Annotated in this window: 24 protein-coding genes; 9 read left to right on the forward strand and 15 right to left on the reverse strand. The window is 41.9% G+C overall.

Features of this window, described 5'->3' with window-relative positions; translation table 11 throughout:
- Positions 1–92: 92 nt before the first annotated feature.
- The 6 genes from L7D49_RS05250 to L7D49_RS05275 form a co-directional block, all read right to left on the reverse strand.
- The gene (locus tag L7D49_RS05250; protein ID WP_238079773.1) at positions 93–1,283 is read right to left on the reverse strand and encodes a DUF4317 domain-containing protein; all 1,191 of its coding nucleotides are present in this window, start codon (positions 1,281–1,283) and stop codon (positions 93–95) included.
- 122 nt (positions 1,284–1,405) lie between these two features.
- Complete coding sequence (locus tag L7D49_RS05255; protein WP_238079774.1) at positions 1,406–1,798, reverse strand: helix-turn-helix domain-containing protein; 393 nt, start codon at positions 1,796–1,798, stop codon at positions 1,406–1,408.
- 12 nt (positions 1,799–1,810) lie between these two features.
- Complete coding sequence (locus tag L7D49_RS05260) at positions 1,811–2,125, reverse strand: hypothetical protein (RefSeq protein ID WP_238079775.1); 315 nt, start codon at positions 2,123–2,125, stop codon at positions 1,811–1,813.
- A gap of 326 nt (positions 2,126–2,451) precedes the next feature.
- Entirely contained in the window at positions 2,452–2,850 is a 399-nt protein-coding gene (locus L7D49_RS05265; RefSeq protein WP_238079776.1) for a VOC family protein, read from the reverse strand.
- Between the two features lie 33 nt (positions 2,851–2,883).
- The gene (locus L7D49_RS05270; RefSeq protein ID WP_238079777.1) at positions 2,884–3,231 is read right to left on the reverse strand and encodes a short-chain dehydrogenase; all 348 of its coding nucleotides are present in this window, start codon (positions 3,229–3,231) and stop codon (positions 2,884–2,886) included.
- A gap of 93 nt (positions 3,232–3,324) precedes the next feature.
- Positions 3,325–4,032 (reverse strand): ferritin-like domain-containing protein, encoded by a 708-nt coding sequence (locus tag L7D49_RS05275; protein WP_238079778.1) that lies wholly within the window; start codon positions 4,030–4,032, stop codon positions 3,325–3,327.
- Positions 4,033–4,325: 293 nt separating this feature from the next.
- Here L7D49_RS05275 and L7D49_RS05280 point away from each other — a divergent pair, with 293 nt between their 5' ends.
- The 5 genes from L7D49_RS05280 (at position 4,326) to L7D49_RS05300 (ending at position 10,484) form a co-directional block, all read left to right on the forward strand.
- Positions 4,326–4,973 carry a GntR family transcriptional regulator gene (locus L7D49_RS05280; RefSeq protein WP_238079779.1) on the forward strand — a complete coding sequence of 216 codons (648 nt, stop codon included), beginning with the start codon at positions 4,326–4,328 and terminating at the stop codon, positions 4,971–4,973.
- A gap of 233 nt (positions 4,974–5,206) precedes the next feature.
- Complete coding sequence (locus L7D49_RS05285; protein WP_238079780.1) at positions 5,207–6,325, forward strand: M20 metallopeptidase family protein; 1,119 nt, start codon at positions 5,207–5,209, stop codon at positions 6,323–6,325.
- Between the two features lie 33 nt (positions 6,326–6,358).
- Positions 6,359–7,771, forward strand: a complete 1,413-nt coding sequence (locus L7D49_RS05290) for a YfcC family protein (protein ID WP_238079781.1) — start codon at positions 6,359–6,361, stop codon at positions 7,769–7,771.
- Between the two features lie 72 nt (positions 7,772–7,843).
- Positions 7,844–9,067 carry a M20 metallopeptidase family protein gene (locus tag L7D49_RS05295; RefSeq protein WP_238079782.1) on the forward strand — a complete coding sequence of 408 codons (1,224 nt, stop codon included), beginning with the start codon at positions 7,844–7,846 and terminating at the stop codon, positions 9,065–9,067.
- A gap of 373 nt (positions 9,068–9,440) precedes the next feature.
- The gene (locus L7D49_RS05300; RefSeq protein WP_238079783.1) at positions 9,441–10,484 is read left to right on the forward strand and encodes an AI-2E family transporter; all 1,044 of its coding nucleotides are present in this window, start codon (positions 9,441–9,443) and stop codon (positions 10,482–10,484) included.
- A gap of 26 nt (positions 10,485–10,510) precedes the next feature.
- On the opposite strand, the gene L7D49_RS05305 is transcribed toward L7D49_RS05300, so the two are convergent.
- The 4 genes from L7D49_RS05305 to L7D49_RS05320 all read right to left on the reverse strand — a co-directional run bounded on the left by L7D49_RS05305 (position 10,511) and on the right by L7D49_RS05320 (position 14,005).
- Complete coding sequence (locus tag L7D49_RS05305; RefSeq protein WP_238079784.1) at positions 10,511–11,788, reverse strand: DUF4179 domain-containing protein; 1,278 nt, start codon at positions 11,786–11,788, stop codon at positions 10,511–10,513.
- Between the two features lie 13 nt (positions 11,789–11,801).
- Positions 11,802–12,314 carry a sigma-70 family RNA polymerase sigma factor gene (locus tag L7D49_RS05310; RefSeq protein ID WP_238079835.1) on the reverse strand — a complete coding sequence of 171 codons (513 nt, stop codon included), beginning with the start codon at positions 12,312–12,314 and terminating at the stop codon, positions 11,802–11,804.
- 227 nt (positions 12,315–12,541) lie between these two features.
- Positions 12,542–13,204 carry a peptidylprolyl isomerase gene (locus L7D49_RS05315; protein ID WP_238079785.1) on the reverse strand — a complete coding sequence of 221 codons (663 nt, stop codon included), beginning with the start codon at positions 13,202–13,204 and terminating at the stop codon, positions 12,542–12,544.
- 93 nt (positions 13,205–13,297) lie between these two features.
- Complete coding sequence (locus tag L7D49_RS05320; RefSeq protein WP_238079786.1) at positions 13,298–14,005, reverse strand: ZIP family metal transporter; 708 nt, start codon at positions 14,003–14,005, stop codon at positions 13,298–13,300.
- A gap of 148 nt (positions 14,006–14,153) precedes the next feature.
- On the opposite strand from L7D49_RS05320, the gene L7D49_RS05325 reads away from it, so the two are divergent.
- Positions 14,154–14,687, forward strand: a complete 534-nt coding sequence (locus L7D49_RS05325; protein ID WP_238079787.1) for a DUF6143 family protein — start codon at positions 14,154–14,156, stop codon at positions 14,685–14,687.
- Between the two features lie 85 nt (positions 14,688–14,772).
- On the opposite strand, the gene L7D49_RS05330 is transcribed toward L7D49_RS05325, so the two are convergent.
- The 3 genes from L7D49_RS05330 to yeiL form a co-directional block, all read right to left on the reverse strand.
- Positions 14,773–15,249 (reverse strand): hypothetical protein, encoded by a 477-nt coding sequence (locus L7D49_RS05330; RefSeq protein WP_238079788.1) that lies wholly within the window; start codon positions 15,247–15,249, stop codon positions 14,773–14,775.
- A gap of 16 nt (positions 15,250–15,265) precedes the next feature.
- Positions 15,266–15,811, reverse strand: coding sequence for a GNAT family N-acetyltransferase (locus L7D49_RS05335; RefSeq protein WP_238079789.1), 546 nt, complete (start codon positions 15,809–15,811; stop codon positions 15,266–15,268).
- A gap of 88 nt (positions 15,812–15,899) precedes the next feature.
- Entirely contained in the window at positions 15,900–16,571 is a 672-nt protein-coding gene (gene yeiL / locus L7D49_RS05340; protein ID WP_238079790.1) for a transcriptional regulator YeiL, read from the reverse strand.
- A 79-nt stretch (positions 16,572–16,650) separates the two neighbouring features.
- Between yeiL and L7D49_RS05345 the strand changes: the two genes are divergently transcribed.
- The 3 genes from L7D49_RS05345 (at position 16,651) to L7D49_RS05355 (ending at position 20,576) form a co-directional block, all read left to right on the forward strand.
- Positions 16,651–17,820 (forward strand): MFS transporter, encoded by a 1,170-nt coding sequence (locus tag L7D49_RS05345; RefSeq protein ID WP_238079791.1) that lies wholly within the window; start codon positions 16,651–16,653, stop codon positions 17,818–17,820.
- Between the two features lie 295 nt (positions 17,821–18,115).
- Positions 18,116–18,577, forward strand: coding sequence for a staygreen family protein (locus tag L7D49_RS05350; RefSeq protein ID WP_238079792.1), 462 nt, complete (start codon positions 18,116–18,118; stop codon positions 18,575–18,577).
- A 238-nt stretch (positions 18,578–18,815) separates the two neighbouring features.
- Positions 18,816–20,576: a hypothetical protein gene (locus tag L7D49_RS05355; RefSeq protein WP_238079793.1), complete on the forward strand. Its 1,761-nt coding sequence runs from the start codon at positions 18,816–18,818 to the stop codon at positions 20,574–20,576.
- 52 nt (positions 20,577–20,628) lie between these two features.
- Here L7D49_RS05355 and rlmH read toward each other — a convergent pair whose 3' ends face one another.
- Both rlmH and L7D49_RS05365 read right to left on the reverse strand, forming a co-directional pair.
- Positions 20,629–21,108, reverse strand: a complete 480-nt coding sequence (gene rlmH / locus L7D49_RS05360) for a 23S rRNA (pseudouridine(1915)-N(3))-methyltransferase RlmH (RefSeq protein WP_207959592.1) — start codon at positions 21,106–21,108, stop codon at positions 20,629–20,631.
- 79 nt (positions 21,109–21,187) lie between these two features.
- Entirely contained in the window at positions 21,188–21,352 is a 165-nt protein-coding gene (locus L7D49_RS05365) for a CxxH/CxxC protein (protein ID WP_238079794.1), read from the reverse strand.
- Between the last annotated feature and the right edge of the window lie 24 nt (positions 21,353–21,376).

The raw sequence follows: 21,376 nt of genomic DNA on the forward strand, positions 1-21,376 counted from the left end.
TATCAATCTGAACGCCAGATTAACGATCTCAACGCCAGAATATCAATCTGAAAGACAGATTAACGATACCAACGTCAGTTAAACAACGGTCCTTACTTCAACAACTCTTCCGGTATAATCGTAAACCCATCAATAATCGTATCTTCCTCCACCTCAATCAACAGGCAGCGCTTGCCGCCGACTGTCACTTGTTTCACGTATTTTAAGTCTTGTGGACTGATAGAGATATTGGCTACTTTTGTTTCGATCTTAATGGACTTGGATGTGTATTTCGGTACAATATGGGTTGCTTTCAGTTCGTACGATTCGTCATCAATTACGGTAAGGAATGCCCGTTCCACTTTATCCGAGTCGACGTCTTCTACGCCACTCACTTTTAACACGCGTTCCAGCTCTCTCGTGTCCAATGTCGGAATGTTCTCGAGTTCTTCCTCTTCTTCGTCTACTTCCACCATCCGGTTGATTTCATCGTACAGATTGGCAAGGGTGCGCGTATTTACCTCATGCCCGATCACTTCTTTCACAATCTCTTCAAAGACCGCCTTATCTTCCTGGGCTGTCATGATTTCCTCGCCGTCCAGTACGCTTTCAATGAAATGGTAATTCGGCTTATTCGCTTTTCCTGCCGCATACAAAATGTGATTGACGTCTGCTGCGTTGTTCGTAAAGGTCGGGAACAGAAAGCCTCCGATTGGAGATGTCAAATTGATAATCGGGTCGGCCATAAAGCTTGATTTGAATTCTTTCCCGACAAAATCAAAAACAAGAGACCGTTTCGGCTGCTCGGTTTGATTCATGCTGCACAGAATAAAAGGCGTCGTATATACTTCGTCCCGCACATCGGCCTCCGTCTCATCCGGCTGCCGCTTTGTCGGCTTAAAATAACTTCCTCTTATAAAGGTGATAACAATGTCTTTATCATATTGGACATCCTGCACCATCTTCTTGGCGATTTGCAGCATCCCTTCTTTCCAATCCGCCACGTCATCGACTTGAAGTGCTTCATAGAGTATGGTTTGGGTATGATCCTCCCGTTCTTCTTCCACCCGCTTGAACTTCACTTCGAACAGCTTTTCATCCAGCTTCCCACCGAGCACTTTTTTAAAGTTCGTTAAAAACAATTCCTGCTGCTCCCGATCGAGCAAGGAGAAAGCTTGGCTCGCCTCATGGTAAATTTCGTTGCTCTCCTGTTTGATGTATACATTGTAAATGTCCCGGATCGTCAACAAATCCGTGCCTAACTTAAAATGTTTTCGAATATCTGCAATATCTTTCTTATTCATATAATCCAACTCCCTAATAGGTTAGAAATTCATAGTAAAAAGGAGTATCAAAAGAGATTCTTGCTCTTGTGACACTCCCTCTATTATATCAGTGATTGGCTGAAAGGCAGGCTTGCAACCCACTAGACTTGCTTATTCTTTTCCAATAGCTGTTCCATTTTTCGATCCGCACGGAGCAAGACTTGTTGAATCTGCTGGATCTCTTTTTCCCTTTGGACCATGTACGCCTGCTTTTGTTGAAATAACGCCCTGACCTGCTGGAGATTTTGGATTTCTTCCTCTGTCAAACGGGAATCGTGTTCCAAGTTACCTAACCATTCAAATAACAGTTTGATTTCCTGAAGCGTAAAGCCTGCTTGTTTTAATTTCCGGATCGCATCCAGCAATTCAACATGCTCCGCATCATAATCTCGTTGTTTGTTTACTATCTTCGGCTGCAATAAACCCATTTTTTCATAGTACCGAATCGTGTCCTTGCTGCAGCCTGTACAAGCTGCAAATTCGCCGATTTTCATTGTCTCACCTGCCTATTGTACAAATTGGTAGACCATAAAAAGAAGAACGCAGTGAAAGAACAATCGAAAGAGATGATGACCGTATCGAATTCTTCCATTCCCCATTCCTTCTGCCAAGGCCAGTATATGCAATAACCCGAATTCCACAAGTAGCATCCATAGTACCACCCCTTTACTGGAAATGAATAACGTTGTGAGAATACCGAGAGATACTGCAATAAAGAAAGCTACCCGTACCTGAAATCCTTGTTCTTTCCACTTTTGTACGCCTGCCGTACACGTCAACACGCCGTATACCCCAATGATTCCATACACTGCAATTGCCAAATAGAACCCCTCCCATCTTTCTATCTTCTACTGTAAAAGATGGAGTCAACTCCATGTCAATCCATAAAACATATATAAGATTTTTATACTCTCTCATAGTAGTAGAAGTGTATAGGAATCCATCATGAGTGCTCGAACTGATTCAAATCGGTGGTAACGACAAACCATCACGGGCTAATTGAGACCGTTTTAGCTACACGCATAAACGAACATACCTAGACGCGCATTGAGCACAACGAAAAAACCGGAAATCCTTTGATTCCCGGTAATAAATGACTGCCACAATCCCATGATAAGAATGGGTTGGCTATGTCCGCTGACCAAAATCAATGCAACAAATCCAACTGCCACGAAACGCCAAATCGGTCGTTTACCCAGCCGAACTTTTTGCTGAAACCGTAGTTGTCCAGCGGCATGAGTGCTTGTCCGCCTTCAAGCAGATTTTCATAGAGATGGACGAGCTCTTCCTCCGTGTCGCAAGTGATGTAGATGGAAAATGAAGGAGTGAACGTGAACTGATGTTTCACATGGCTGTCAATGCACATGAACTCCTGTCCATTCAAGGAAAACACAGCTTGCATCACCGTACCTTCATCCCCTGGCCCCTCCGCCCCGTAGCGGGCCATGCGCACGATTTGCGAATTCTTCACTAGCGATGTATAAAACGTCATCGCCTCCTCTGCCTTGCCTTCTTGAAACATTAAAAAAGGGAGTACTTTTCCCATAGTCCTTCGACTCCTTCCCATTTTGTCATATCATTATATACCGAAATGAATTAAGTCTTTCCGTTCACGGGCTGCCTTGTCAATCAAAGCGGCAAGTGCCTGAAGCTCGTCTGATTGAAGAAATTCATCCGAACTCACAACAACTTCACGGAATACAGCCAATGACTCCTCTGGAATCAAAGTAATGCCACAATAGGCCAGTCCATATTCCGGCCGGTCGTACGAATGAAAATACGTTTTCATACCGGCTAATGATTCAAGCAGTTCACTCATTATATCGTCATCGACTGTCATGCCATGATACCGCTTTGGATCATATTCGATATACTCTTTTAGCTTGTCCTCATCCAGAAAAATACCGAACTCATGTACACAAGCCATAACAGTCCTCCTCTTCTATTGTCAGCCGGGATAGTAGAAGGAGTATCTTACGTACCATGCAAGATACTCCATATTGTACCCGGAATTCAAAAATCAGTTCATCCTATTTTTGCTTTGTTGCAGCAATTTCGATTGTCCAGTACGTTCCCATTCCTCTACAGTTTGATAGGCCACTTCAGGTGTATAGCCCTGCCCGACGAGGACTCCCATGAGGATGAATTCTTGAAGGATATGAGTGGCCGGAACCCCTCTTCTTACGTCCTCCAGCCCTTCTTGCACCAAATAATTCGTATACATGACCCATTCGTCTGGTGTCTGTGGTTGTTGAGCCGGTGCTGGGGAACTTGTTCTATTCTCTGTAAACAAGAAATTGTACAGCGTGGCATGTTTTAATTCATCGGTTAAAATTTCAAATACGACATCACGATATTCGCGATATGGTAGACCCGCCCGTATAATACGGTACTTTTCCATTGCCTTTAATTCGCCGAATAACGCCTTTTTAATTCCGTCAATATAGGACGCGGGCGGGACGAACTCCTCCTCTGGCGCCATGGGTACTTCTTGCCCCGTCAGCTGCTGATACATTTGACGGTATAATTGATTATGCCGGATTTCATCATTTCGAATCGATGTAATGATATCCTTTTGTTCCGCATTCGGCGCTTTGGAAATCAAATAATCATAAAACAACTGGTCTTCTCGCTCACCCTGGACTGCCTCAGCCATTAATTGTAAGGATCTCTGATAAGCTTGCTGCTGCGCATAATCATATCCTTGGTAATAATCCATTTGTTGCACGCTGATCCTCCTTCGCATTCATCTCCTTATCGTATGAAGAATCTTTTCAAACTGTGCCATTTAACCATGCCTAGAATCTCCAGTGTCGTATGAGATTTCATATCGGTGCCAAGCAAGCCTTTCATTTGTTTATTGTTTTATTCTTTATATAACTATAGTACATTGTAATAAACAGCTTATCGCTCAAATATTTGTCAAACTACCCAAAATCGACTTTTGGGCAGACGATTTCTAAAGATATTTTGAACTTGTACATAATTTTAGACTCACATGGAAGTTGGAGGTTGCCTGAGATGAATAAATACTTGTTATTAACGGATCATGTCTACAACTATATTGTTGAGCAGATCAATAACGGTGAACTGATCGCCGGAAGCAAAGTGAATGAAAGTGCCATCAGTGAAAGCTTAAAAGTAAGCAGGACACCAGTACGCGAGGCATTGATCCAGCTTTCGGCGGATGGTTTGCTGGAGAATGTCCCGAGGAAAGGTTTTATTATTAAGAAGCTGACGAAGGAAGAAGCGAAGGAAACTTTCTTTATCATTGGCGCCTTGGATGGCTTAGCTTGTTCCTTAGCAGCCCCCTTTCTCACCGAGAAACATTATAAAGAAATGGAATTCTATATTCAGAGTATCGATTTGGCGATCAATACGGAGAATTTCTCAATGTACCAAAAAATGCAGGAAGCATTCCATCACGTATATTTATCGCTTTGCCCAAATCGCAGCCTCGTGGATTTGCTGCTTCAGCTGGAGCGAAAGTTTTTAAAAAATATGGATGGATTAGGAGAACCAGAGTTTACGAAGCAACGACTCACCGAGACGAATCATGAGCATAGAAAAATGGTCGAACTGTTCAGAGCAGGTAAAACAGCCGAGTTGGAACAGTTCATGAAAGACGTCCATTGGAATGTTGAAAAAGCTGAAATCATCCCGTTGTAATATGTAATAAACCCCTTACTAGCAAGCTCCAAGCCACTTGGATGCTTGCTTTTCTTTTCCTCTTTCGGCTTATCGAAACTTGTCCCATTGCGTTTTTCATCAACTAATAAAAACCATTTTTCAGAAACGATTTTTTTATTGAAAATCAAGAAATATAATGTACAATATACAATATACATCGCAAGGGCGTTTTTCTCTTGTGAAATATAAATCATCATAGGGGATGTTATAACTTGAATAGTCAAAATTATAAATTAGCAGTCAACCTAAGACATGAACTACACCAACATCCTGAGCTGTCTAACGAAGAAGTCTGGACAAAGCAGCATTTAATAGATTTTTTGCAAACGCATACATCCAATCTTGAAATTATTGATAAAGGTACTTGGTTTTATGCCATCTATCGTGCAGGAGAAGATAAACCGAATATTGCGTTCCGTGCTGATTTTGATGCCCTGCCAATGGACGAGGTGATCGATGTGCCGTGGGCATCCAAATTCCCGGGCAAAGCGCATAAGTGCGGTCATGACGGCCACTCTGCGACACTTGCAGGGTTTGCGCTCGAGGTAGATCAATTAGGTGCGGATAAAAACATCTTCTTTCTTTTCCAGCCAGCTGAAGAAACCGGTGACGGAGCGATTCAATGCGTTGACCTCATCAAGGATCACCAAATTGATGAGATTTTCGCCTATCACAATATGAGCGGTCTTCCTTACAAAACAGTCGCTCTGAAGGACGGCACTCAATTTTGCGCATCCAAAGGCATGACGATCCATATGGAGGGCACACCGGCCCATGCCAGCCAGCCTGAAACAGGGATCAATCCTTCGTTCGCCATTGCAGCGATTGTGAATGAAATTCCGAAGTTCATTGCGGAAGATAAAAACAAAGGCCTTGTCCTTTGCACGATTGTTCAAATTGATGTTGGCGAGAAGGCATTCGGCATTGCCGCTTCAAAAGGCGACCTTCGCATGACGATCCGTGCTCTGTACGAAGAGGAACTGGATCAACTCCAAGAGAACTTGGAAACGTTTGCGAAGGAACAAGCGGAGCAGTACGGCTTGCGTGTCAGCTTCTCGTATAATGATGAGTTCCCAGAAACAGCGAACCATAAAGAAAGCGCAGACAAAATGCGCCAAGCGGCAACGGATAAAGGAATGGCATTGCTTGAATTGGAAGAAGCGTTCCGCGGTTCCGAAGACTATGGCCATTTTACGAAGCTGACGAAAGGTGCTTATTGCTTTATTGGCAACGGCGAAGACTATCCACATGTCCATACGCATGAATATGACTTCAGGGATGAACTGATTGAAACGGGAGTAGAACTATTTAAGGGATTAGCAGGATTGTAAAACATATAGACTGAGGAATCGGGAGGAAATGACATGTCAAAGAAAGAGAAACCAAAGGGGATCAATTTCCCGCACGTTTATATTATGTTTCTACTCGTTATGTTGTTAGTCGTGGCGCTTTCCTGGATCGTGCCAAGCGGCCAATATGAACGTGTGGTTGACCCTGAAACAGGGATCACGAAATTGAATACAGAAGTGTTCAACTATGTCGATACCGAAAAACCGATCGGCTTCATGGACTTTTTCGCCGCCTTGCATAAAGGGGTCGTCCAGTCCGCTGACATTATCGTCATGTTGCTATTTGCGAGCGGCGCGCTCTACATCCTTGAAAAATCCGGAGCGATCGCAGCCGGTATTCATAAATTGCTGCGCATTGCCGGCGGAAAAGAAAAGCTGATCATCTTTGCCTTACTCACGCTGTTTACCATTATGGGGACAATTGGATTTGGTGAAGGCGGCATTCCGTTCATCCCGTTAGCGATGGCTGTCGTTATGGGAATGGGCTATGACCGGATTACTGCATTCGCTACGTCCACTATCGGTCTAGCGATCGGGTTCACTGCGGGCGTCGTCAATTTTTATACGACGGGCGTCAGTCAATCGATTGTCGGTTTGCCGATCTACTCTGGTCTTGGTTTCCGGATCATTTCATTGATCGTTTTCCTAGCTATCTCAGTCATTTACATTTTGCGCTATGCGAATAAAACCAAAGCAGATCCTACGAAGAGTATTGTTTTTGAGGAATATAAAGCACAACTGGAAAATACGAAAACTGCCGAGTATGAAGAAGAAGAATTCACTTGGTCCAGAAAGCTTGCCCTGCTCGGATTAGTCGCTGTGCTTGTCGGCAGTGCATTTGGCGCCATCAAGCTTGGCTGGGGCATGCCGGAACTGTCTGCTGTGTATGCCATCTATGCGGTTTTCCTCGTCATCATCTTGCGTTTGAATCCGAGTGAAGCGGCTGAAACATTCGGAACAGGGGCGGCAAGGCTCCTTCCAACAGGGCTTGCGATTGGGTTTGCCCGCTCTGTCATGATTTTGATGGATCAGGCACGAATCATCGACACGGCCGTCCATTCTTTGTCGGGATTACTAAGCAATACAGGATCTATCATTACATTGCTCGTCCTTTTCATCGTCGTCATCTTCTTCAATTTCTTTGTCGTTTCGGGCAGCGGCAAGGCGATGATTTTAATGCCGATCATGGGGCCACTAGGGAAAATCCTCGGCATCAATCAGCAGGTAATGGTCGTTGTATATCAATTCGGAGACGGGTTCACGAACTACTTATGGCCGACGTCAGGCGGATTGATGGCAGCACTCGGCATGTCCAATGTTAATTACGCCGACTGGGTGAAGTTTTCATTGAAGCTCTTCCTGCTTCTGCATTTCGCTGCTTTTATATTAATCATCATTGCGAATTATATCGGACTCGGGCCAGCGTAACGGTTGCGGCTCCAATCAAACGAATTACTATCACTAGCTCATTGAATTAGCTAAAAATAAGGGGATGTCGACATGATCAATCTATTTGAAGAATCGAAGGCATACGAAGAACAAATCATTCAGGATCGCCGCTATTTACATCAGCATCCTGAGATCGGATTTGATTTGCCGAATACCCAAAAGTATATCCAGCAACGGCTAGATGAAATGGGCATCGCCTATAAGCAGTGCGGGAAAGTGCCGCCTGAAGTACGAAAGAAATATGCAAGAGCCGGTTTTGCAGAACAGGATCAATGTACGGGCGTCGTCGCAACGATTGGACAAGGTTCCCCTTGCATTCTTCTCCGTGCGGACATGGACGCGTTGCCGATTCATGAGGAAGTGGAGTCGGAATTTAAATCCGCAGTGGATGGCCGGATGCACGCTTGCGGTCACGACTCCCACGTGGCCATGTTGCTCGGAGCGGCCCAGCTGCTGAAAAACCACGAGGCTGAACTACAAGGAACGGTCAAATTATTTTTCCAGCCCGGCGAAGAATGGGGCTACGGTTCGAAACTAATGATCGATGACGGAGCATTGGAAAATCCGAAAGTGGATGCGGCATTCGGCATTCACATCATGCCCGATCAGGAAGCCGGCACACTGTCGGTTACCAAAGGAACATTATCACAAGCAATGGATACGTATATTGTCGATATCCAAGGCTACGGCGGACACAGCTCGCAGCCGCATAAGACGATTGATGCGAATATGATCATGAATCAACTTTATACAAGCTTGAATCTATTGATGACCCGTGAAGCCGATCCGAGCCAAAGCGTGACGTTCTCCGTCGGTTCCATGAGCGGCGGCACTGTGACGAATGTCATTCCGGACAAGGCAGTGCTTAGCGGCAATATGCGGAGCTATGATCAGAAGACGCGTGATCACCTCTGTGTACGCATTCCAGAAATGATCGACCATGTCGTCAAAGCATGGCGCGGTGAATACAGCACGACGGAATTCCATACGCCGACAACATACAATGACCCCGAGTTCGTGGACGCTATCACTCCGTTCCTGGAGCAAGTGGTAGGAACAGAAAACCTGGTGGATCTAGGGGTTCTCAGCGGCTCTGAAGATTTCTCGTACATTTCTCAAGCTGTCCCTTCTGCATTTGTCATATTAGGGACAGGCAAAGAAGGCGAAGCGCCGGTTCATAACCCTCGGATGAAGCAAAACGAGGATATCTTTAAATACGGAGCGGCTCTGCATGCGAGTGTGGCTTTAGGCTGGCTATCGTCACAACAAAAGTAAATCTAGAAAGTCGATATGATGACGGAACCCAATTCCTTTTTGCACGGTAATTGGGTTCCGTTTTATTCTTTCCTATGCTGAGGGAGCATATTTCCTCTGTAAGTCGTTATATCTTATAATGAAAAGTAGAAACCAATACACTTGGCATCAGGTAGGAGCGGCGTCAGCATAATACGCTGCCATTTCATCGAACATTAATTGATTCCTATACGGAGAAGGCCGCGGCAAATGATCGTTTGTTTGTATAGCTAGTAACTTATAGGCGTAAAATGAAAGTACGATAGGTGAGGCGTTTTTAATTAAAGCGCCACGATACGACCTAACAGTGTCATAGATGGAAAATTACTATGAGATACGAGGGATATACATAACTATGGATGCGATCATTGAGCTATTTCGAAAAAAAGAAGTAAAGCGCTTCGTCATTTTCATCATGATCATCATACTGCTCTACAGTGTTCGAAGTATGATGAATCTCATTTTGCTGACTTTCATTTTCACATTTCTATTGAACCGGCTCGTCGAATTTACGGCCGCCCGTGTCCGACTGAATCATAAACTGATTGTCATTCTAATTTATACATTTATCGTCGGCTTGCTGACCGTGGCCATACTAAAATATTTTCCGCTCATTTCGTTTGAAATTAGTCAGTTGGTCACGCAAATCACGTTTTTCTTTACGCACGCGCAAGGGCATCCGCTGCTCAGTAATCTGGAAGCCTTTATTTCCATCGATAAGATTAATTCGTATATCGCCAATGGGTTCTCATTTGTCGTGAAGTATTTCTCGGATATTAGTAAAATCAGTATTCAAGTGATGATTGCATTGATCTTAAGCTTGTTCTTCCTGCTGGAAAAACCGCGTCTGATCGAGTTTACGAATAAATTCAAGCATAGTAAAATCGCACCCTTCTATTACGAAATCGAATTCTTCGGGAAAAAGTTTTCCCGGACATTCGGAAAAGTAATCGAAGCACAGTTCATCATTGCGCTCGTCAATACATTTTTGTCCGTCATTATTTTGACGGTTCTAGGTTACCCGCAAATCGTCGGATTGGCGATCATGATTTTCTTCCTCGGGCTCATCCCCGTCGCCGGAGTCATCATTTCCTTAATTCCTTTAACGATTATCGGCTTTACCATCGGCGGCGTCCTGACAGTCATTTATTTGATCATTGCGGTTATGGTGATCCATGCGATTGAAGCGTACATTTTGAATCCAAAGCTCATGTCGTCCAAAACCGATCTGCCTGTCTTCTACACATTCGTCGTGCTTATTTTTTCCCAAAACTTCTTCGGCGTCTGGGGACTAATCATCGGAATCCCTGTTTTCGTCTTCCTGCTCGATATTTTGGATGTGACGAACAAGGAAACTCAGCAAGTAAATGAAATTGCAAAAGACAAGAAGGATGTGTGATATCCTTCTTGTCTTTTTTCATGAGATTATTTGATTTGAATGCTTATATCGCCCGTTATGTAGGAAGGATAATAGGTCAATGGAAGCCGTAGTGGATTTGTGTAGGCTTCGTTTGGCATCTCAAACCCAAGTTTAATGTTGTCGTCATCCGTATAAGAAAAAGTTCCCGTTACGCTAGTGAGCTTTTTTCCTTTGGCGTCCATATATTCTGAGAAAGGATCATGGTGATACCCTGCCTCACGCTGTAATTCAATCGTAACAAGCCTTCCATTGACTGCAAGATTGCTAAATCTTTTATCCTTCGGCTGACGGATAATCTCCTTTTTATCCGTATCGATGATAATAAAAGCATCCTCCCGATCCATCGCCATCAGCTTGTTAAACTTCAAGGTCAGATGATCCGTTTGTCTAAAATAGTTACTTTGCAAGTAGTAGGTCATCACGTTGGGATTATCCGATCCTCTTGCGGTTACTCCATTTTGAATGGAAGTCCAGACTTCCCCTTTTTCATCCTCCAGGCGCAAATCTTCAAAGCCAAAAATTTTCATTGTATTCTCGGCATCATACTCCACTTCAATTGCTGTTTTGAGCGAACCGATGGTAATGGACCGTATGTGGATTTTCTGTCCCTTCACTTCTACCGTTTCGTTGATAATATACTGTTCTTTCTTAATGGGCTTTAACTCAATTTTGAAAGGTATTTGTATCGTTTCGCTTGCCTCTTCTTCATCTTTAGAAAAAGTATATTCAATTAGTAGTTCGTCAGTTGGTATCTTTGTTTCAAATTCGAGTTCTGCTGTATGAGTTAATTCCGGATAATTGAAGCTGTAAGAGCCATTTTTAGAAATTGGGACACCATTCTGATCTAACACTCGAACGCTGCTAAATTGTATTTGATTTGAATTTTTCTGTGCTGCGGATGAAAATATTATCAAACCATTTTCATCCGTTATAAGTCCTTCAAGTGTCACTTTAAAACTTTTAGATTCTCCGCTTACCCCTATGGCCTGATAATGTTCATTTTCTATTGCCATCTGCAAGCCTTTATTGTCTTGAATCATATCAACAATGACAGACATACCGGGAATTGAAGCGATCGCATTCGCAAATACCGGGGAGACGCGTATGGAAGTGATAAATGTTAGCATCAAGACAGCCGCCGCCACAATGGTCCATAGCCCTCGTTTCCGAACCATTTGTTTCGCTCGCTTCTCTTTCGCCCCCTGAAATCCTTTCAAGATGGCATTTTCAAGCGAAGCCTTCGGAATTTCTTGTTTCTCAATGGCTTCCTTCCACTTTTCCAAGTTCTTTTCATCCTCATGCACGGCGTTCCTCTCCCCTCTCTTCAAAAAATGACCGCAGCGATTTTATCGCCTTATACAATCTCGTTTTTACGGTGCCTTCCGGCGTCATTGTCATATCCGCTATATCTTTGATTTTAATATCGTGCAAATACTTCATATGGACCAATTGGCGATCCTTCTCGGATAGATGGTTCAAGGCCTCTTCTACTTCCAGATAGGTGAAATCGTCACTGATTCCTTTTCCTTCTATAACATCTTCGTCGGAGACAAAGCGTTTCTTCTTTTGGATAACATCATGGCAGTAATTCATCATAATCCGAATGAGCCACGTCTTCACATACTCTGGCATGCGCAGCGTGCTGATTTTCTCATAGGCACGAAACGTCACTTCCTGGACGGCTTCCAATGCTTCCTCCTCACTTTTCAAATAAGCGAGCGCTGTCCGATAAAGCGCCTCCTGATGCAAAAACATCAACTGCAAAAAGGCTTCATCATCCCCACGGATCGCTTGCTTTGCAAGTTCCATCTCTGTCAATTTCCCACCCCCGACTTCCCCACTTATACATTAGACCCCTTATCCGCAAAAAAGTTTTTGTTTCACGGGAAACATTTTGAAAAGATTTTACCGATGAAGACACTTACGGACTTTCAATAAAAAAGGCAAACGGAGTTGTTTTTCCGCTTGCCTGTGTTTTATTCGGGCTAATCAATTCTTGTATCATGTATTGAGCAGATGCTCGCGCTCGATCGATTTTATTTTAGCACGTCAGGTGCTGGATAATCATAGCCCTTCGTATCCACTTCAATTGTCTTTATTTGTTGATCTTCCAGCGGCTTGTCGTTTGCATCACGTTCCGCAGCAACGATTGCATCTACAGTTTCCATGCCTTCCAACACTTTTCCGAACGCAGCATACTCTCCATCCAGGCTTGGTGCATCTTCCACCATAATAAAGAATTGGGAACCTGCCGTATCGGGTTCCATCGTTCGTGCCATCGAGATGACGCCTCGCTCATGTTTCAACTCATTCTCAAATCCATTATTCGTAAATTCCCCAGCAATTGAATAGTCGGGCCCGCCCGATCCGTTTCCAGCAGGGTCTCCCCCTTGAATCATAAAGCCAGGAATGACGCGATGAAAAATGAGACCGTCGTAAAAGCCGTCTTGAATTAATGAAATAAAATTGGCTACCGTATTCGGAGCAACTGCAGGCTCCAGTTCAATCACAATCTTTTCGTCGTTGCTCATCGTAATGGTCACAATCGGATTTTCCTTCACATCTGCCGGATAATCTTTTGCCTCACTTGCATCCTTTGTCGTATCTTCCTTTTCCTTAGATGTGCCACAGCCTGTCAATACAAAAACGATTGCTAACAAACTAAACAACAAACTACATGCTTTAGTACGTGTTCTCATAATCATTCCCACTCCTCTATGTATTCAGCTTCTACTCTAATAGTACAAAATGTTTGATGTAGAACACAACAGACAGAGGTGAATGTCTTTCATTCATTTCAAAAACGATAGATACCAAGCCATAAACCCAAACGCAACGCAGGCAATGACAACAGTATACATAGGGGAGGATCGCCGAATAGATTCCGGGAGAATTTCCTTCATCGTAATCATATATATTGTGCCGACAGTCAAGCTGATGAGAAACGCCCAAACCACATGATGCTGCGCACCGATCAGCTGGCCAATATATGCCCCTGCGGCGACTGGCAAGGCAATGAATACGGAGAGTATGCAGAGTGAAAAGAAGCGGAGACCGGCGATGCAGAGCGGGGTAAATAAAACCATACCCTCCGGAATATTATGCAGCAGCATCGCTTGCCACAGAGCAACGCCCACATCCGTGTGCTCACTCGTCCCCAGAACGACCCCCATCGGGAAATTATGCAGAGAAATGACTAAAGCGAGAAAGATTCCGGTGTTCCTTCCATGATCCTTTCGGGAATGGCTCGGAAGGCAACGATGCATCCATGTAAATAGAAGAACCCCTACGCTAAAACCAACTGAAAAGATAATCCAATTTCCCAGTTCTATCGCTTCCGGGACAATCTCGATGCTGACCAATCCAAGAAGCAGGCCCGTACAAACCGCATACACCGTACCAATGCTACGCTTGAAGCGATGAATGAACGATGCAAGCCCGCCGCCTAAACCAATTCCCAAACAAGTCGACATGAACCCGATCACCCATATATGCCCCAAGCCACCATCCTTCACTGATTTGTTTCTATGGTTATATGGGACAGGGCGAGCAATTATTCTTAGAAATTTATTCGAAAACGACACTCCTAACTAATTGTCCAAGCACTCCTTACTGCTTTGCATACTCTGATAAAAAAGGAGTGACATGATGTCAAAACAAGATTTTCCGAAAGTGGTCAGCATCCCGAATCCCTTATATCAATCATTAAAGGGACGCTATTTTGTGGGACAAACTGAAACAATCCGTTTGGGAGAAGGAAAAAATGCATGGGGCGGCCTCCTCAATCCATCCGATTCCAACGTAGATCTATTTGTCAATGCCTTCACCATTACAAACCATTCCGACCAACCCATTGAAGCATTAATTTGGTTCAATCCCGGCCCGCTGCCAAACCGGATGAATTCCAAAAAAGTAACTCCAGCCAATACGGCAATCCATCCGCTACCTATGCCGAAAGTACGGCTGGCCTTTGGAGAAATAGTAGGCCTGCCGAAGAGAGGCGTCAACGCGTTCAAACGGATCGTTCCACCTCAGAGCACATTAACGGCTGATGAAGATGGAAAATACATCTTTCCAGAAAGCGGATCGTTCGTCATTTTCTTGGTCTCTCCGACTAACGAGTTAATTGACGCAGAAGTGGCGTATGGCTGGTTTGAGAAGAGAGTTTGTAAAAAGTACTGACCGAATCCATAGTTCGCTGCAAGTCGATTACTCCCTCAAGTACAATCGCTTGAGGGAACTTTTTTCTGTCTTGAACAGAAAACTATTAGCTTATGCTCCTCATCTTTTCTACATATGCAAGGAAATTCGGATACGTCGAAATCCCTCTCAACATCTGTGCCGCTTCCCACAAGGGCAATACGGCTGCATCCTCCTTTTTGGAATACAGGAGGGTGTACGGCTCTTTAGATTGATCCATTCCATGAAGGACAGAAGAATATGTGGATACGGACTGAAATTCATACCAGTCAAAATCCTGATGATTATTAGTCCGAATCACTTCACCCACATACGCTCCGATCCGAACAACAAAATTATCAAAGTGTTTGTCTAAAAGATCCGTTCCCCTTAATCTTTCCACATACATATCAATGATTCGGATGCTCTCAACCGAATAGTCCAGGTTTCTTTTCGTCAAATTCTCTTGATCCCAAGCATCTTCTGAAACATCCTGGAACATTAACTTCGAAATTTGTTTTAAATCATCTTTTACTAATTTATTTCTCCCGAAGAAAGTAAACATAGTGGTTGGTCTCCTCTTAGGAATTCACTTGATACGCCATTTCTAGGCGCACTTCTTTTTTGGCAACATCCTCATTGGTGTAAGAAATCGTATTGAAGCCGACAACCCGAAAACCGTTCTTCAAATAAAATTGGATCGCAGGGTAATTAGAGGTCTGCGTTTCCAACACAACGGAGCGAACCCCTAATTCAACTGCCCGGTTTTTAGCTGTATTCATTAATTTTCTTCCAACCCCCTGCTGTTGGAACGCGGCATCGACATATAAATCGTGAATGAGCACTGTTTGATTCCAGTCCATTTCCTGAATCACCATAACCCCTGCCTCCGCTCCTTCCACTTCTGCCAGATAGACTTCAGAGCCTTCTTTATAATCCTCAAATAGCTCCTCTTCCATCTCTTTCACAAATGGCTGCTCAAAGGTTTCTTCCCGCAAGGTGAATGTCCACCCTTTGTCTATTTCATCGAAAACCACATCATAGTATCTCTCTGACGTATATCGAAACATTACTTTTTTTCCTGCCGGATAATTTTCTTTGTAGATTTGTTGAATTGATATTGGCATAATAATTTCCCCTTATGAAATGTATCGTTTCCTTACTATCCATAAATGAAAGCTTTCTTTAAATAAAATGAAAGCCATCAAATCAAAGCTATTTATTCCTCAGCACGTCTGCAAGTTCATATAAGGAATGGGATTTTGTTATTTGATAATACCTTCCATCCTTTTGCAAGTATCCCTTATCGCAGAACTGGGATAACACATGCAATAAGTGACGGTAGGATACCCCTAAATAATCACAAACGGTTACATGTTTCTCCTTATAAATCCCTTCGTCAGCCGTTTGTAAAATAAAATCGGCAAGCCGGTTTTCAAGTGGAAAGGCCAGACTATGAGAATACCTCGTCGCCATAAGTGTTGCTTTCACACTTAGAAACTTGGCTAATTCACGGAGGAATTTTGCATCTCCCATCAATTCTGTCCGACAATGACGAATGGGTAGAGCAAAACAAATGGTCTTTGTTAACGCTTGAATTCCTTTTGTATAGTACACCTCATTTAATAATTCCATTTCTCCAATGTAATCATTGGCATTAATAAAATTTAGTAACGAAACTTTCCCATTGTGGTGAGTGACATAAATCTTGCCCTTCCCCTCAATCACATAAAATAAGAAATCGGATCTCGATCCCTCTTGGATAATCCACTCATCCCGTTGATACTCGTGTACCTCCATCATCTCTTCAACGGGAATAGAGAATAAATGTAAAATAGAATGCTTCCTCATGTACAATTGTTTTTTCTCGCCTTGATAGATTTCCATCTTCCACCTCAAAACATGAGATATCTCATATTATTCCCTCGTCATTCCATGATACCATGCAATCATCGGAGGGAATAACATGAACACACATCGTTGGATGAGTATGCAGTTTTTTTGTTTTTTTATAACATGGGGCGTTTTTCTGCCTTATTGGACGGGGTGGCTGACTCATGCCAAAGGGCTTACAGTTCCCCAAGCGAGCTTAATCATGAGCTTTGGGCTCATTGCAAGAGGCCTTTCCACTTTAGTTGCTTTCCCTTATTTATCAGGGAAATTCAGTAGTAAAGCTTTATTACATGGAGCAGGAATTGGTACACTGATTGCTATTCTGTTTTACATTCCATCCAGTTCCTTTAGCAGTTTGCTTATCGTCACGTTAGCATTCCAATTTCTTTATCCAGCCATGATGCCTGCTCTGGACAGTGCTGCTGGCCTTCTCGTACAAAGTAACCAACTACGAGATTACGGGAAAAGCCGTCAATGGGGCTCCATTGGTTTCATATTAGCCGGCATAATTCTTTCTATTTTCACAGCGATGCTTGGAGATCACGTGATTTTATGGGCGTTTTTACTTGGCATCGTCGTATTCGTTAGTCTTGGTTTTCTACGTGCTCCTGACATTCTAGCTACAAAACCACCAGTAGATCTGGAACAAAAAGGAGGCATATTAAAATTATTCCGTATCAAACACTTCGGTTTGGTACTTAGTACCGTCATTCTACTGCAAGCAGCTCATGCGTCTTATTACAATTATGGCTATCTCTTTTTGCAAGAAATCCATGCACCTAAATATTTAATCGGTGTTATTATTAACATTTCCGTGTTGGCGGAAATCATCTTTTTTGCCAACGCAGACCGCAGATTTAATAAATTTTCAGTAGGGTCGTTGCTAGCAATAGCAGCACTAGGTTCTACCTTACGATGGATCTTACTGTTCGCGTTTCCGAACGTCATTGTTTTCTCGATCGCTCAAACGTTGCATGCGTTCTCGTTTGCTATGGCGCATTATGCGTTTATGAAATACTTAATAAAGCACATTTCACCTGTCCAAATTCCGAAAGCACAAGGCGTTTATTCAGCACTCGCTCTTAGCTGGAGCACTGCTATATTTACGATTTTCGGCGGCTTCTTATACGAAATCGAGCCTCGATATGCCTTTATCGGCATGATTGCTTCTACCATCCCAGCGATGATACTGGCGCTTGTCTATCGGAAACTGGATGTTAAAAAGGAAGGCATGATTAAATAGAATTCTTTCTTTGATCATCATAAAAATAAGGCATTAGATTTGTTCATCTAATGCCTCTTCCTTTGAGTACCATTCCTCATATCATATTCCGCAAAAACTCGCTTTAATCCCAGATTGTTAAATGCTAAATCAAGTATCAATTTCCCCGCTTCATCATATAGCCCTACGATGGTTAAGCTAATATGGGCTGATCACTCCTCCTGCAAGAAAGCCTTGGAATTCATAGCAATTGCAAGTATAGCGCCAACTAGCAATGCTGCATATGTATAATAAAAACAAGATTGGCGTGAATCGCATGAATAAGTTTAACCCCTCCAAGTTATCTGTTGAATTCAGGAATGGCGTAACGGCTGCAGGCCCAGTTATTCCTCGATTGTACACATTAACTCACTCTGATTTCACAGGAGAACTGTTTTTAACAATTGGAACCCACTATGCTTGGGATAAAGTGAACCCGAACATGAGAGATGAAGTATTAGGTGAATGGAAAACAAATGGGCATAGTTTGTACTACAACGTTTTCGTTTTTATTGATGGAGCATACCCTAGCCTTTCCACCTCAGCCATACGTAATGAAGTATTCCGTCGCGAATTGCCCCTTGCCTTAACCGCCATTCGATATGGGGATCGATTTTTCTTCAATCTTCATCCCTATCTAGATGACGCTCCAATCATCGTTAATTTTATCTCCATTTACCCGCAGTTTGCTGCTCGAGAGAGTTGGGGTAGTTTTAACCGTTATTCGAAATCAGTTTGATTAAAATGCGTTTTAAAGTTCTAATTTAGAGCCAATGAAGCCAAATGAGCAAGATGTAAGCTCTCAAAAACATCGATTCAAAAATACTGGGAGCAATGTTGATGATGCCTTACAAACCCATCATTAAATCTCTAAAAAACAAAATGCTACTATTTTACTAAACTTGTTGTTACCTCACCTAAAGTGTTAAAATATTTATATTACTAAAATATACTGAGAGAAGTTAAGGAGATTACAAATGATCGAAAGACTATCTTTAGGAGAAACTGCATATTTCTATCACATAAATACGCGCCTTTCAAATACATTTATTAACAAATTATTTATAAATATTTCAAAGGGAAAATTTGGGCGTCCAACAAAAATAGTTAATGAGCCCTATTCAATTAATAATAAAGATATTTTATATTCTCTTTGTATATTTAAATATAAAGGAAAACCTAATTTCTTAGATGAAACGGGAAGTGAAGAAGAAATAAAATATGCTTATTTATTATTGATTCAATACTCAAACATGTTAATAATAAATAAAAAAAATATAAGTGGTCTTAACACATTACTAAAAGACTTTATTACAGACGTCGATTATACGACAATCTCACGTTTATTTCTAAGTGATAGCTCATCCTTTGAGAAGTTGTCCATGTTAAACATGGATATTAATAGTAATTCTATAAGAAAAAGAAATATGGAAGCAAACGATTTACGTACCTCATTTTCATCTATTTATTCTAGTAAATATATTATAAATAATATACGTATAAAGGATAATAATAGTAGAATCTCCTTGGCATTAAATACCTCAAAAATTAACCGGTTAGGTAAAAAAGTTTCTATAGAAGAGTACTTTAAATGGTCTATTGAAGTTGTTGACAGGGTTGAGTCATTTGAATTATCAGAATCCTATCTAGATAACTTTGCTTTGCCGGTAAACAGCCACGAGATTTTGCAAGGATTAAAACCTGCTTCAATTTTGTTCCTTTTTAACGAATTGATAGATGATTTTGAAAAGGGACTGATAGAAGACGTTGTTTATTCCTTTAACCAAAAAGAAATACACATAGATCTTCATAAATACCTGGAAAATTTCAATTCTTATTGCGATTTAGAATTAGAATCTTCACGGTCTAGTTATCAAAAAATTAAAAACACTTTAGATAAAAACCTAAAACTCAGGAAAAATAAAACATCATTGACTATAAGCTCCCACAAATTAAAAAATATTATCCTTAAATACCAATCTAAAGATATGAATCTTGTGGAATATATTAACAAGCACCAAAATTTTATAGTAACTTTCTCAGATATAGAGTATGTGTACACTAACAAAAAGTTGTTTAGAGATACAAAACTATTAGGGAGTCTAGATATCTTTTTAAACGTTCTAGAGCCCTATGATTCATTAAATTCAATTACTTCTGAGAAGGGAAATTACACATCTACTTCTACATCCTTTGACTCAAATTCACTCTTCTTTTTTATTGAAAACACACTTGCAACAGATGTAGATTACTTATTCTGTGATGATTTAGGAAATGAATTTGCAGATTTTATATCTATAAAAAATTTAGAAAGTATATGTTTTTATCATGCAAAGAATGGGAGTTCTCAGCTTTCCGCATCCGATTTTCAAGTAGTTCTTGGACAAGCACTTAAAAATATAGGTAATATGAATACGTCAACTACGGATTTGCAACGTAAGCTATCAAGATGGAAGAACAATATTAAGGATACTAATATATCGTTAAAAAGAGTTGGTGATTCAGTCGAAAAAGGTGGGGATCTCTTCATTAAGACAATTAATTCACCAAACTCTATTAAAGAAATTTATATCGTGGTAAATTTCCTATCTAAGAGCAGTTTAGAAAAAGGACTAATTAACCTTAAGCAAGGTAATTCTTGTCCCAACCAAATTATTCAGATATTGTGGTTACTTTCTTCCTTTATTTCTACATGTAAAGAATTGGGTATAGTTGCTCGTATAAGCTGTCTACCATAATAAAAAGTGCGGATATTTTATAAACTCCGCACTTTTTATTATGTAACCTCACTTACTTATGATAAGGTTCCCCCCGCATAATCCGAAACCCACGATACACCTGCTCCAACAGCACCAGCTTCATTAACTGATGCGGAAAGGTCATCTTCGAAAACGACAGCAATTCATCCGCCCGTTTCAATACATCGCTATGTAATCCTAAAGATCCGCCAATGACAAACACGACTTTGCTCCGGCCGTAGGTCATTAACGACTCGAGTCCTGCTGCTAGCTCTTCGCTCGTTTTCATCTTCCCTTCAATTGCAAGTGCAATGACATAGGCATCCGCCCCGATTTTAGCTAAAATCCGGTCGGCTTCCTTTTTCTTGACGATTTCCATGTCGGCGTCGCTTAGGGATTCGGGTGCTTTTTCGTCGGCGACTTCGACGAGGTCAATTTTGGCGTAGGCTCCGAGCCGTTTGGCGTATTCGTCGATTCCCATTTTTAAATATTTTTCTTTTAGTTTTCCTACTGACACAATTGTAATATTCACAGGTTGTCCACCCTTTTCAAAAAGTTATTCACAATACTTATGCACATATCCACAGAACTTATCTACATCTTGTGCCCGATTATTCGTTCGCCACAAGATAGGAAGCGGGTGTGTCACAGTACTCGCATTTTGTGGATAACTTTTCGTTCTCTTGCACCTTTTCCATGATCGGAAATGTTTCCTCCTGCGCAACAAATACGTCGAGTGCTTGATTTATATGTGTTTCGCAACTATAAATTTTCATTTGTCTCATCCTTTCGCTCTTCTT

This window comes from Sporosarcina cyprini, from assembly GCF_022048975.1.
Taxonomy (GTDB): domain Bacteria; phylum Bacillota; class Bacilli; order Bacillales_A; family Planococcaceae; genus Sporosarcina; species Sporosarcina cyprini.

Bases quoted from the DNA above. Each gene is read 5' to 3' on its own strand.
- L7D49_RS05250 (WP_238079773.1), bottom strand. From the start codon at position 1,283: ATGAATAAGAAAGATATTGCAGATATTCGAAAACATTTTAAGTTAGGC.
- L7D49_RS05255 (WP_238079774.1), bottom strand. From the start codon at position 1,798: ATGAAAATCGGCGAATTTGCAGCTTGTACAGGCTGCAGCAAGGACACG.
- L7D49_RS05265 (WP_238079776.1), bottom strand. From the start codon at position 2,850: ATGGGAAAAGTACTCCCTTTTTTAATGTTTCAAGAAGGCAAGGCAGAG.
- L7D49_RS05270 (WP_238079777.1), bottom strand. From the start codon at position 3,231: ATGGCTTGTGTACATGAGTTCGGTATTTTTCTGGATGAGGACAAGCTA.
- L7D49_RS05280 (WP_238079779.1), top strand. From the start codon at position 4,326: ATGAATAAATACTTGTTATTAACGGATCATGTCTACAACTATATTGTT.
- L7D49_RS05290 (WP_238079781.1), top strand. From the start codon at position 6,359: ATGTCAAAGAAAGAGAAACCAAAGGGGATCAATTTCCCGCACGTTTAT.
- L7D49_RS05295 (WP_238079782.1), top strand. From the start codon at position 7,844: ATGATCAATCTATTTGAAGAATCGAAGGCATACGAAGAACAAATCATT.
- L7D49_RS05300 (WP_238079783.1), top strand. From the start codon at position 9,441: ATGGATGCGATCATTGAGCTATTTCGAAAAAAAGAAGTAAAGCGCTTC.
- L7D49_RS05310 (WP_238079835.1), bottom strand. From the start codon at position 12,314: ATGGAACTTGCAAAGCAAGCGATCCGTGGGGATGATGAAGCCTTTTTG.
- L7D49_RS05315 (WP_238079785.1), bottom strand. From the start codon at position 13,204: ATGAGAACACGTACTAAAGCATGTAGTTTGTTGTTTAGTTTGTTAGCA.
- L7D49_RS05325 (WP_238079787.1), top strand. From the start codon at position 14,154: ATGTCAAAACAAGATTTTCCGAAAGTGGTCAGCATCCCGAATCCCTTA.
- L7D49_RS05330 (WP_238079788.1), bottom strand. From the start codon at position 15,249: ATGTTTACTTTCTTCGGGAGAAATAAATTAGTAAAAGATGATTTAAAA.
- L7D49_RS05335 (WP_238079789.1), bottom strand. From the start codon at position 15,811: ATGCCAATATCAATTCAACAAATCTACAAAGAAAATTATCCGGCAGGA.
- yeiL (WP_238079790.1), bottom strand. From the start codon at position 16,571: ATGGAAATCTATCAAGGCGAGAAAAAACAATTGTACATGAGGAAGCAT.
- L7D49_RS05345 (WP_238079791.1), top strand. From the start codon at position 16,651: ATGAACACACATCGTTGGATGAGTATGCAGTTTTTTTGTTTTTTTATA.
- L7D49_RS05350 (WP_238079792.1), top strand. From the start codon at position 18,116: ATGAATAAGTTTAACCCCTCCAAGTTATCTGTTGAATTCAGGAATGGC.
- L7D49_RS05355 (WP_238079793.1), top strand. From the start codon at position 18,816: ATGATCGAAAGACTATCTTTAGGAGAAACTGCATATTTCTATCACATA.
- L7D49_RS05365 (WP_238079794.1), bottom strand. From the start codon at position 21,352: ATGAAAATTTATAGTTGCGAAACACATATAAATCAAGCACTCGACGTA.